Below are 11,943 nucleotides of genomic sequence, written 5' to 3' on the forward strand. Positions count from 1 at the left end.
GCTTTTGCTTCGGCTGTTGCTGTTGCTGTTGCTGTTGCTGCTCAGGTTGCCGGCCAGCGGCCGGCACTACCGCTTCGGCGGGTGCAGGGCGCAGCCCTGCCGACTCACCCACCCACCCTATACTTGCCGCCGTGACTGCCTTCCCCGCCCTCGTTCCGCTTGATGCACCGCTGCTGGTCGGCTACAGCGGCGGCCTGGATTCCACCGTGCTGCTGCACTGGCTGTGGCGATCGGCACAGGCCGCCGGCACGCCGCTGCGTGCGACGCACGTACACCATGGCCTGCAACCGGCGGCCGATGACTGGGTGCAGCACTGCCAGCAGCAATGCGCGGTGCTGGGCATCGAACTGGCCGTGCACCACGTGCAGGTCAGCCGTGATGACGGCCATGGCATCGAAGGGGCCGCCCGGCTGGCACGTCGCGCTGCATTCAGCGCCGAGCTGCAGGCCGGGGAAACCCTGGCGCTGGCCCAGCACCAGGACGACCAGGCCGAGACCTTCCTGCTGCGTGCGTTGCGCGGTTCGGGCATCGATGGGCTGGCGGCGATGACCGCTGACAGCCGCCTCGATGGCCATCGGCTGTGGCGGCCACTGCTCGATGTGCCGCGCAGCGCGCTGCAGGCTTACGCGACGACACACGGCCTGCAGTGGATCGAAGATCCCAGCAATGGCGAAGACCACGCCGACCGCAATTTCCTGCGCCTGCGGGTACTGCCACTGCTGCGCCAGCGCTGGCCGCATGCCACTGCCGCATTGGCCGGCAGCGCCGCGCATTGCGCGCAGACCCGTGCATTGCTCGATGAAGAAGACGCCGAACTGCTCGCTCACCTGGAAGTGGCACCCCGGGTGCTGTCGCTGGAGCTGCTGCGCCAGGTTGCACCGGAGCGTGCTGCGCGCGTGCTGCGTGCGTGGGTGCGCCGCCATGGCGCAGCCCCGTTGCCGGCGCATGTGCTGCGGCAAGTACAGAACGAATTGATGGCCGCAGGCGCCGATCGGCAGTCGCAGGTGCGTTGGCAGCAGCACGCCATCCGCCAGTGGCGCCAGCACGCCTACCTGCTGCCGGCAGCGCTGCCGGTCCTGCCGAAGGACTGGCACGCGGCATGGGACGGCCGCGCGCCGCTGCAGCTGCCCGACGGCGGCCAGCTGCGCCTGCTCGGCACGGACCGCTTCGAACAACCGCTGGACCTGCGTGCCCGCCAGGGCGGCGAGCGCATCGTGCTGGCCGGCCGTACGCATTCATCCGCGTTGAAGGATTGCCTGCAGCGCGAGCACCTGGCGCCCTGGCGACGCGCACAGCTGCCCCTGCTGTTCGACCAGGGGCAGCTGCTGGCGGCCGCCGATGTAGTCATTGCCGCACCGCTGCAGGCCTGGCTGCAGGCACGCAATGCGCAGTTGCAGTGGCATCCGGGCGGCTGGTGAATTGACCCTTGCGCGCGCGCCGTCCACACTTGTCGCATGGCCAAGAAGTCCCCCGAAAACGCCTCCCCGGTCGCCCAGTTCGAGCAGTCGCTTGAATCGCTGGAACAGCTGGTGGAGCAGATGGAAACCGGCGAGCTGAGCCTGGAAGCCTCGCTCAGTGCTTACGAACGTGGTGTTGGTCTGTACCGCCAGTGCCAGCAGGCGCTGGAGCAGGCCGAACTGCGCGTGCGCCTGCTCAGCGATCCGGCCCAGCCCGAAACCGCCGAACCCTTCGATCCGCCCAGCCATGACGGCTGAGGCGTTGTTCGCGCGCTGGCGCGACCGTATCGAAAGCCAGCTCGACGCCGCTCTGCCCTCACCGGCCGAAGCCCCGCAACGCCTGCACCAGGCGATGCGCCATTCCGTGCTCGGTGGCGGCAAGCGCATGCGCCCCTTGCTGGTCTATGCCGCCGGCCAGGTGTTCGGCGCGCCCCTGGACAGGCTTGATGCCGCGGCGATGGCGGTGGAACTGATYCACGCCTAYTCGCTGGTGCACGACGACCTGCCGGCGATGGACGACGATGCCCTGCGCCGTGGCAAGCCCACCACCCACATCGCCTTCGACGAAGCCACCGCGATCCTCGCCGGCGACGCCCTGCAGACCCGTGCGTTCGGCCTGCTGGCCGATGCACCGCTGCCGGCGGCATTGCGCGTGGCGTGCCTGCAGACCTTGGCCCATGCCTCCGGCGCGGCCGGCATGTGCGGCGGCCAGGCGCTGGACATCGATGCCACCGGCCAGCAGCAGTCGCTGGCAGCCCTCACCCGCATGCATGCGCTGAAGACCGGTGCGCTGATCCGTGCTGCGGTGCGCATGGGCGCGTTGTGCGGTGATGCACCCGAACCCGTGCTGGCCCAGCTCGACGGTTTCGCCGATGCGCTCGGCCTGGCCTTCCAGGTCCGCGATGACATCCTCGATGTCGAAGCCAGCTCCGAACAGCTGGGCAAGACCGCCGGCAAGGACCAGGCCCAGGACAAGAGCACCTTCCCTGCCCTGCTGGGCATGGACGGTGCCAAGGCGCAGCTGCGCGAACTTTCCGCGCGCATGCGGCAGGCACTGGCGGGCTATCACGAAGAAGCCGATGCGCTGCGCGCGCTGGCCACGCTGGCCGTGGAACGCGATCACTGACTGCAGGCATGGATCTGCCGCGCTGCGCGTTCGCCGGGCATGGCCCGGCGCTACCCTACGCGCCATACACGGAAACGCCCGGCATTGCCGGGCGTTTCTTTTTGCGTCGTTGATCGTTGCCGCTTACTTGATCAGGCGCAGTGCGAACGGGTAACGGTAGGCTTCACCATTGTTCGCCTTCACCGCAGCGATGATGCTGAAGACCAGGCTGAGCAGGCCGACGATCGGCGCCAGGAACACACCGATGACCACGAAGGTCAGGATGATGCAGACGAACATCGCGATGGCGACGGTGATCTGGAAGTTCAGCGCTTCCTTGGCCTGGTCGGTGACGAAGGCCTTGCTGGCGTCATCCTTGTTGATCAGCCAGATGACCAGGGCACCAATGAAACCGGTGAAGATGCCCAGCAGGTGCGCCACCAGGGCCATGGTGCGCTGGTCAGCGGGTACGCTGCTCGCCGCCGGGACGTTCTCGAATTCGCTCACGACAAAACTCCTTTTTTATTGGGTGGTCTTGACCGACCGGCGGCAAGCCGGTCGCGTCAGGCGGGCCTAGCTTACGCCATCAATGGCATCAATCATTGCCGGCGATCGTCATCCGTCCCACCAGGATCGAGCCGGTGCGGATATGCGAGCGCGGATCGACATCGCTGCCGACCGCCTCGATGGCCATGAACATGTCCCGCAGGTTGCCGGCGATGGTGATGCCATCCACCGGATACTGGATCTGGCCGTTCTCCACGCGGAAGCCGCCGGCGCCGCGCGAGTAGTCGCCGGTCACCCCGTTCACCCCCTGCCCCATCAGCTCGGTCACCAGCAGGCCGTTGCCCATCTGCGCGGCGATGTCCTGCAGCGAACCGGCATTGGCCGCCAGCTGCAGGTTGTGCACGCCGCCGGCATTGGCGGTGGTCTGCAGGCCCAGCTTGCGCGCCGAATAGCTGCCCAGCACGTAACGCTGCAGCACGCCGTCACGCACCAGGGCCGAGGCACGGGTGGCCACGCCGTCGCCGTCGAAGGCGGCCGAGCGCAAGCCACGGCGCAGGTGCGGCAGCTCCTCGATCTGCATCCAGTCGGGGAACAGCTGCTGGTCGACGCTGTCCAGCAGGAAGCTCGCCTGGCGGTACAGCGCGCCGCCGGAGACTGCCGACAGCAGGTGACCCACCAGGCTGCGCGCCACTTCCGGCGCGTACAGCACCGGCATGCTGCCGGTCGGCAGCGAACGCGGCTGCAGGCGGGCGATCGTGCGCTCTGCGGCGCGGCGACCGACGCTGGCCGGATCTTCCAGATCCTCGCGGGCCAGTGCGCCGGTGTACCAGCCGTCGCGCTGCATGCCATCGCCGGTGCCGGCGATCAGCGCACAGCCGATCGAATGATGGGTTCCGCGCTCGCGGCCGATGAACCCATGCGAATTGGCGTAGACCGACACGCTCTGCATGCTCGATACCGAGGCGCCATCGGAATTGCGGATCTGCGCATCGGCTTGGCGGCCCGCCGCCTCGCAGGCCAGCGCCAGGTCCACCGCCTCGTCGGCCTGCAGCTCCCAGGGGTGCCAGCCATCCAGTTCGGGGAAGTCGCGGGCCATCAGCTCGGCCTCCGCCAGGCCGGCGGCCGGATCGTCCTCGGTATGGCGGGCGATCGCGCAGGCCTGCTCGACGGTGGCCAGCAGGCTGGCCTCATGCAGGTCGGCGGTGCTGGCACTGCCCTTGCGCTGGCCGAAGTAGACGGTCACGGCAATGCCGCGGTCACGGGTGGACTGCACGGTCTCGACCTCGCCGAGACGGACATTGACCTCCAACCCACGGTCTTCGCTGCAGCTGACCTCGGCCTGGCTGGCACCCAGCGCGCGGGCACGCTGCAGCAGCTGCTGGGAGATGTCGGCCAGCCGTTCCAGCCGGGCCGGGCTGTCGTCGCCGACGGCGACTTCAGGGGCGATCACGTTCAATGCTTTATCCTGTGCGGGTTGGGCCCGGCATCACGCCGGGCGACTTTTTTTGAAATCAGGTATGGACGATGCGCGGACGCGACGAAGAAACCGGTGAATTCCACGACAAGAGCCGCAGCCAGAACCGGCGCGATGCGCTCGACGTCCTGGCCCTGGGCGAGAAGCTGGTGTCGCTGACCCCGGCCCAGCTGGCGCGCCTGCCGATCCCGGAGGACCTGCTGCCACACATTGCCGAGTGCAAGCGCATCACCGCCCATATCGCGCACAAGCGGCAGCTGGCGTTCCTGGCCAAGCACATGCGCCGCGAGGACGATGCCGCGCTGGACGCGATCCGCGATGCGCTGGATGCCAACAGCGAAACCGGGCGCCGCGAAGTGGCGATGATGCACCGTGTCGAAGACTGGCGCGAACGCCTCATGAATGAAGGCGACAAGGCGCTGGCCGCGCTGCTGGATGACCATCCGCAGGCCGACCGCCAGCAGCTGCGCACGCTGGTGCGCAACGCCCAGGCCGAAAAGGCCAAGAACAAGCCGCCGCGCGCCTACCGCGAGATCTTCCAGGTGCTGCGCGCGCTGATGCTGCCGGCCGCGCTCGGCCTGAAGGCGTCCGGTGAGGACGTCGAGGCAGACGAACCGGTCGACGACGCCGACGAGGACTGAGTCCCCGTCGGGCATGGCGGTGGCTGTGGCCATCGCCGTGCTCAGGCCTGGGTACCGCCGACGGTGATGCCCTCGATCAGCAGCGACGGCTGGCCGACACCGACCGGCACACTCTGCCCGTCCTTGCCACAGATGCCCACGCCCTCATCCAGGGCCAGGTCGTTGCCGACCATGCGCACCTTCTGCATGGTTTCCGGGCCATTGCCGATCAGGGTCGCGCCCTTCACTGGCGCGGTGATCCGGCCGTCCTCGATMAGGTAGGCCTCGGTGGCCGAGAACACGTACTTGCCGCTGGTGATGTCGACCTGGCCGCCGCCGAAATTGACCGCGTACAGGCCCTTCTTCACCGAACGGATCATTTCCTGCGGGTCATGCTGGCCGGCGCGCATGTAGGTGTTGGTCATGCGCGGCATGGTCATGTGCGCGAACGATTCGCGACGGCCGTTGCCGGTCGGCGCCACGCCCATCAGCCGCGCGTTGAGGCTGTCCTGCATGTAGCCGACCAGGATGCCGTCCTCGATCAGCGTGGTGCACTGGGTCGGGTGGCCTTCGTCGTCGATGTTGAGYGAACCRCGGCGTCCGTCCAGGGTGCCGTCGTCGACGATGGTCACGCCCGGGGCMGCCACGCGCTCGCCGATSCKGCCGGCRTAGACRCTGGTGCCCTTGCGGTTGAAGTCRCCYTCCAGGCCRTGGCCGACCGCCTCGTGCAGCAGYACGCCCGGCCAGCCCGGGCCCAGCACCACCGGCATCACCCCGGCCGGCGCCGGCACCGCTTCCAGGTTCACCAGGGCCTGCCGCAGCGCCTCGCGCGCAAAGGCTTCCGGGCGGCCATCGGCAAACAGCGCTTCATAGCCATAGCGACCGCCGCCGCCGGCATAACCCGACTCACGGCGGCCGTTCTGCTCGACGATCACCTGCACGTTCAACCGCACCAGCGGGCGCACGTCGGCGCCCAGCACACCATCGGTGCGGGCAACCAGCACGGTATCGACGCCACCGGACAGGCTGACCATCACCTGCTTCACGCGCGGGTCGGCCGCGCGCAGGTAGCCGTCCAGGCGCTTGAGCACCTCGACCTTGGCTTCGTTGCCGATGCCGTCGATCGGGTCCAGCGCCGGATACAGCACGCGCGCATCGCCGCGCAGCAGCGAGCGTCCGGTCTGTGCGCCGCCTTCGCGCGAKATCGCACGTGCCGACTGCGCTGCGGTCAGCAATGCACCGGCATGGATGTCATCGGAATAGGCAAAGCCGGTCTTCTCGCCGGCAATCGCGCGCACGCCCACGCCCTGCTCGATGGAATGGGCGCCGTCCTTGACGATGCCATCTTCCACGCTCCAGCTTTCGCGCCGGGCATGCTGGAAGTACAGGTCGCCGAAGTCGACACCGGGGCCGAGCAGTTGGCCGAAGGTGCGCTCCAGGCCAGCGGTATCCAGGCCACCGGGGCGCAACAGGCGATCTTGGGCAAGCGTCAGGGCGTTGTCAGTCATGGTCTCGATCTGGGGGTGTGAAGGCGGTCAGGCAAGGCCGCCCTGGGGAAACGGGGGCCGCGCTCAGCGCGGTGGCGGTGGTTCGGTGACGGTCGGCGGCACGGCCGGCAACGGCGGCAGGCGCGGCGGCGGTGCGGGTACTGGCGCACGTTCGCGGCTGCGCTCGATCACCTCCACCTTGGGCTCCTTCCAGGGGCCGGTCACCTTGTAGGTGCGGGCACCGATCTCGCCCAATGGCTTGGACAATACCGCATTGGTGGCTGCTCCCAGCGCTGCGCCCACCGGGCCGCCGGCCACCGCGCCGACCACGGTCAGCAGGTTGCCGGCGCGCGGGTTGACGTCGATGGTCTGGTCGAACTGCTGTTTCCGCAGGTCGGCCTGGCCACGGATGGTGATGTTCGCTGCCGGCCCTTCGATCAACACCTTGTCGGTACGGGCCATGCCCTCGCCGAACTGCACGCTGCCCTCGACCTGGTTGAACGCAAAGCCCTTGGAGAAGAAGTCGCGGAAGTCGAACATCAGCCGCCGCGGCAGCTGGGCGACGCTGAGCAGGCCCAGCACGCGGCCGGCACCCGGCTCCAGCTCCAGCAGCTGGCCATTGCGGGCATTCACATCGAGCTGGCCCTGCAGGTTGCCAAGCTGGAAGTCCGACGGACCGCCGGGCCATGAGGCCTGCAGCTGGGCGTGGCCGGAGCCGCCGCGCAGCTGGCCGCCGTAGTCGAGGTTCTGCAGCAACCCGCCCAGGTCTTCACTGCGCACCTGCGCATCAAGCGCGGTTCGCGAACCGCCACCCTTGCCAAGCCAACGGCCACGGATGTCGATCTCCTGGCTGGGGGCGCGGAACTGCAGTTGTTCCACGCTCAGGCCATTGGCGATCGGCCGCGTACGCAGCACGGCCTGGCCCAGCACGACCTTGCCGAACTTCAGGTCGGCGATGTCCAATGCGAACGGCGGCAGCTTGGCCGGGTCCATGTCGTCGGCACCGGCCTGCACCCGCGCCGGTGCCGCCGTGGCTCCGGGAAGGGTCGGCAGCGATTGCCAGTACACGCGCTCGAGCTGGCCGCTGATGGTGCCGCCATCGGCGTTGGGCACATTCAACTTGCCGGCCAGCGAGGGGCCATCAAGGCGCACGTCCAGCGCCTGCGGGCCAGGATGCAGCTGCAGGCGGGTCTGCTCGAACACGCCGCCGATCAGCATCAGCTGGCCGACCTGCACGTCCACGGCGCGCAGCGGCATCGGGTCGCCATCGCCACCGGCGCCACGGGCCAGGCCGATCCATTCCAGCGCATCCAGGGTCGGGCTGCGGCCATTGATGGTCAGCCCGCTGGGCGGTGGTTCGCGGTCAACGTGGTCGCTGCCCAGGGTGACCTGAACGCCGGTCTGGTTGTTGTGGCTGCGCGCGGCCAGCGCCAGACGCTGGCCGAACGCCACGTCGATGCGGCCGGCGCCCATCGGCAGCTGTGCGGCCACGGTGGTCGGCAGCGATTCGTTGGCCGGCTTCTGCAGCGGTGCCGGCAGATCCAGGCGGGTGCCCAGCAGATCCGAGCGCAGGCGCAGCTCGCTGGGCGGCGCTGGTGCACCCGGCGCGACCTTCGGCAGGTTCACCGCGATGGTCCACGGCGAGGTACCGTTGATGTAGGGCTTCAGCCAGGCCATTTCCGGTGCGCGGTCGATCAGCACGCCCGCATCGAGCGTGGCGGCCAGTTCCGATTCGAAGGCCAGCTTGGGGTCACGCACGAATCCACCGGCGCGCAGGCTCAGCCGGCCGTCCTGGCCTAGGTGGCGCACGGCCAGTTCCTCGGCGGCGAAGCCGGCGTTGCTGTAGCGGGCCTGCCCGCGCATGTTGTCGAATTCCAGCTGGAAGCGCTTGTCGACCAGCTTCAGCCCGGCCAGGTCCACCGTGCCCTGCAGGTGGCCGCCGCCCTGGTCATGATGCAGGGGCTGCAACAGGTCGAAATGCACGTTGGCCGGCCCGCTTGCCGCGAGGTTGTCCAGGGTGTCGCCGTATTCCTTGTGCAGCGGGCTCTGCCGCAGCATCGCCAGCAACTTGCCGGCGTCGCCCTGGCTGTCGGCGCGCACGTACAGTGGCTGCTGGCCGAAATCCTGGATGCCGGCTTCGAATGTCTGTACTGCCACGCCGGCCAGATCGCCGCTCCCCTGCATGTGGAAGCCAGGGCCGATGAAGGCGACATCGGCATCGACCTGGCCCATCAACGGCCAATCGTGCTGGAAGCGGATGTCACCGTTGCTGATGTGGCCGGTGGCCTCGAAGCGGCCATCGTTGTTGTCGAAAGGCCAGTCGTCCAGGTCACCACTGACCAGGCCGATGCCGTTGCGCACCTGGCCGCCGGCCAAAGCCATGTCCAGCCAGTCGGTGGCGCCCTTGCTCATTCTGGAATGGATCCAGAAACGCTTGGCCGCGGTCATCGGTACGTCGTCCAGCTTGGCCGCCAGCTGCATCCACGGCCGGGTGCCATCGCCCTGGAACCAGAGACCACCGCGCACGTCGGCAGCGTAGTCGGTGCCTTCCACACGCATCGCCGGGGTGCCGATGCGCCAGCCACCGGCCTCGTCGCGCCAACCGACGATCTGCCCGGCCAGGTGCAGGTCGTGACGCACGCCGAAACCGGTTGGCCAATCGAACTGCAGCTGGCGCTGGGGCTGCAGCTGCAGGCTGAAGCCGTTGGCATCGCCCTCGAAGCGGCCGCCCAGGCCGCGCAGGCCCGGCGAGTTGCCAACACTGGCAAAGCCCAGCGACTGCAGTTCGCCCTGCACCCACAACGGGCCATCCTGCTGGCCGCGCAACTGCAGCTGCGCCACGTCCAGCTGCGGCTTGGCCAGGTACAGCCAATGCCGCAGGCCCGCGTCCAGGCGGTCGCTGAGCGCCAGCGCGCGCAACGCGGTACCCGCCTGCGCTGCTGCGGCCTGCACCTGCATCTGCTTGCCCACCCGCAGTTGCAGCCCGTCCAGCTGCTGCTGGCTGCCATCGGCCTGCAGGCGGAGGCGCGGCACCTGCAGCGCCCAGCCTTCTGCCGTCCGCTGCCAACGCAGGCGCGCCTGCAGCCGTTGCAATTGAATCTCCGGGCGCGCCACGCCAGGCATCGGCGCGCCTTCGACACGCAGATCACGCAGGTCCGAATCGGTGGTCAGCGCCACCGGGGCGAAATCACGCAGGGTCAGCCACAGGTTGAGCTCGCCCTTGCCCTCGCGCAGGCGCATGCCGCCGGCCGCCAGCAACGGCGCCCAGGAACGGAAATCGATCGGATCGGCGCCTACCCAGGCCTCGCCGTTGCCGCGCTGGCGATCCAGGTCCAGCACCGCCGTCAGCGGCAAGGCGTCGGTCTGTGCCCAGGCACGCACGCCCACCCGCAGGCGGTCGCCATCCACGCGGAGGCGCAGGTCGATACGTGGCAGGGTGGCGTCGACACCCAGTGCTGGCGCATGCACGCCGAGGCGGCCACCAATCACCTGCAGTTCGCCCAGCCGGCGCAACGCATCCAGCGGATCGCCGCCAGCGCGGGACTGCGGCAGGCCGCGCACCGACCAGCGGCCATCGGCCGCCTGCTGCAGGTCCAGCGCCAGGCCGCGCAGGCGCAGTTCGGTCAGCGAGCGGCCCGGCAACAGGCCGCTGTACATCGACACCAGCACCTCGGCATCGCCGATGGCCAGGCCCTGGCCCGCGCCGATGCGCAGGCCCTTCAACTGCAGCAGTGGACCACGTCGGGTCCAGGCGGTGTCCAGGCGTTCGAAGCGCACCGGTTGCCCGGCGCGCGTGCTCAGCCAGGCCGCGATCCGGTCCGGATGGCGCTCAGCCAGCGGCAACAGCTGGCTGAGGGTGCCGACCAGCAGGGCAAGCCCGACCAGGCCAACCGCGCATGCGGCGATGAAATGACGGCGGATCCTTCGCAGTCGCAGGCGCGGCGGCGCGCTCATCGGCCACCGAAGGCAGACAGTCGGCCTGGATCAGAGCAGAACAACATCGAACTGCTCCTGCAGGTACTGCTCGTCCGCCTGGAAGCGGATGCTCTTGCCGAGGAACTCTTCCAGCTCGGCCACGGCCGTGGATTCCTCATCGGTGATCCGCGCCACCACCTTGCTGGACGCGATCACCAGCAGGCGCGCGGCATCGAACTGGCGCACCGCGCGGGTGATCTCGCGGAAGATCTCGTAGGTCACCGTTTCGGTGGTCTTGATGGTGCCGCGGCCACTGCACTGCGGGCAGGTTTCCGACAGCTGGCGCTCCAGGCTTTCCACCGTGCGCTTGCGTGTCATCTCCACCAGGCCCAGCGGCGAGAAGTCGTACACCGTGGTCTTGGCATGGTCACGGGCCAGCGCCTTTTCCAGCGTGCGCAGCACCTGGCGGCGATGCTCGGCGTCATCCATGTCGATGAAGTCGATGATGATGATSCCGCCCAGGTTGCGCAGGCGCAGCTGCCTGGCCACCGCCTGCGCGGCCTCCAGGTTGGTGCGGAACACCGTCTCTTCCAGGTTGCGCTGGCCGAGGAACGAGCCGGTGTTGACGTCGATGGTGGTCATCGCCTCGGTCTGGTCGATCACCAGGTAGCCACCGGATTTCAGCGGCACCTGCTTGTCCAGCGCACGGCCGATCTCGTCCTCGACCCCGAACATGTCGAAGATCGGACGATCACCGCTGTACAGCTCGATCTTCTCCGCCAGCACCGGCATGTACTTGGCCACGAACGCCTGCAGCTGGGCGAAGGTCTCCTTCGAGTCCACCTTCACCTTGTCCACGTCCYTGCGGATCAGGTCGCGCACCGAACGCAGCGGCAGGCTCAGGTCTTCATAGATGTTGCTGCACGACGCCGCCTCGCGGCCGCGGCGCTCGACCACGTTCCATACCCGTGACAGGTAGGCSAYGTCYTCGGCGATGGCYTCGGCCGGCTGGCCYTCGGCRTTGGTGCGCACGATGTAGCCGTAGCCGCCGTGCTGGGCCGACAGTTCGGTCACCAGCGCTTTCAGCCGCGCGCGCTCGCCTTCGTCCTCGATGCGCGCCGACACGCCCACCACCTTCGACTGCGGCAGCAGCACCATGTAGCGCGAGGGAATGCTGATCTGGGTGGTCAGGCGTGCGCCCTTGGTCCCGATCGGATCCTTCACCACCTGCACAACGATGTCCTGGCCGTCGCGCAGCAGCTCCACGATCGGCACGCTGGACGGCGGCGGCAGGGTCGTGTTCTCGGTATCGGCGCTGGCCACCGGCGCCGGCCGCACCACGTCGTTGGCGTGCAGGAACGCGGCACGCTCCAGCCCC

9 protein-coding genes are annotated in these 11,943 nt (G+C 68.7%); 4 read left to right on the plus strand and 5 right to left on the minus strand.

All coding sequences use genetic code 11. The features are described 5' to 3' along the window. Window positions 1–131: 131 nt before the first annotated feature. Genes tilS through AC1VAN_RS01670 form a run of 3 tightly spaced genes read left to right on the plus strand, consistent with a single transcriptional unit; the run spans window position 132 to window position 2,583 of the window. Window positions 132–1,418: a tRNA lysidine(34) synthetase TilS gene (gene tilS / locus AC1VAN_RS01660; RefSeq protein WP_051584880.1), complete on the plus strand. Its 1,287-nt coding sequence runs from the start codon at window positions 132–134 to the stop codon at window positions 1,416–1,418. 36 nt (window positions 1,419–1,454) lie between these two features. Beyond that, window positions 1,455–1,715, plus strand: coding sequence for an exodeoxyribonuclease VII small subunit (locus AC1VAN_RS01665; RefSeq protein WP_006381978.1), 261 nt, complete (start codon window positions 1,455–1,457; stop codon window positions 1,713–1,715). Then, window positions 1,705–2,583 (plus strand): polyprenyl synthetase family protein, encoded by an 879-nt coding sequence (locus AC1VAN_RS01670; RefSeq protein ID WP_032975050.1) that lies wholly within the window; start codon window positions 1,705–1,707, stop codon window positions 2,581–2,583. The genes AC1VAN_RS01665 and AC1VAN_RS01670 overlap by 11 nt, the downstream gene beginning before the upstream one ends. Window positions 2,584–2,706: 123 nt before the next feature. On the opposite strand, the gene AC1VAN_RS01675 is transcribed toward AC1VAN_RS01670, so the two are convergent. Both AC1VAN_RS01675 and pmbA read right to left on the minus strand, forming a co-directional pair. Beyond that, window positions 2,707–3,069 carry a DUF4870 domain-containing protein gene (locus AC1VAN_RS01675; RefSeq protein ID WP_025879282.1) on the minus strand — a complete coding sequence of 121 codons (363 nt, stop codon included), beginning with the start codon at window positions 3,067–3,069 and terminating at the stop codon, window positions 2,707–2,709. Between the two features lie 88 nt (window positions 3,070–3,157). Then, on the minus strand, window positions 3,158–4,525 hold the full coding sequence (pmbA, locus tag AC1VAN_RS01680; protein WP_032975051.1) for a metalloprotease PmbA: 1,368 nt from the start codon (window positions 4,523–4,525) through the stop codon (window positions 3,158–3,160). A 68-nt stretch (window positions 4,526–4,593) separates the two neighbouring features. Here pmbA and yjgA point away from each other — a divergent pair, with 68 nt between their 5' ends. Further along, window positions 4,594–5,184, plus strand: coding sequence for a ribosome biogenesis factor YjgA (yjgA, locus tag AC1VAN_RS01685; protein ID WP_032975052.1), 591 nt, complete (start codon window positions 4,594–4,596; stop codon window positions 5,182–5,184). 41 nt (window positions 5,185–5,225) lie between these two features. Here the strand turns inward: yjgA and tldD are convergent, their stop codons facing one another. The 3 genes from tldD to rng all read right to left on the minus strand — a co-directional run. Beyond that, entirely contained in the window at window positions 5,226–6,671 is a 1,446-nt protein-coding gene (tldD, locus tag AC1VAN_RS01690; protein WP_480985149.1) for a metalloprotease TldD, read from the minus strand. 63 nt (window positions 6,672–6,734) lie between these two features. Next, window positions 6,735–10,604, minus strand: a complete 3,870-nt coding sequence (locus tag AC1VAN_RS01695; protein WP_032975053.1) for a YhdP family protein — start codon at window positions 10,602–10,604, stop codon at window positions 6,735–6,737. A gap of 30 nt (window positions 10,605–10,634) precedes the next feature. Then, a partial coding sequence (gene rng / locus AC1VAN_RS01700) for a ribonuclease G (protein WP_480985150.1) occupies window positions 10,635–11,943 on the minus strand: 1,309 nt, incomplete at its 5' end.

This window comes from Stenotrophomonas sp. 05L44_2, assembly GCF_056665995.1.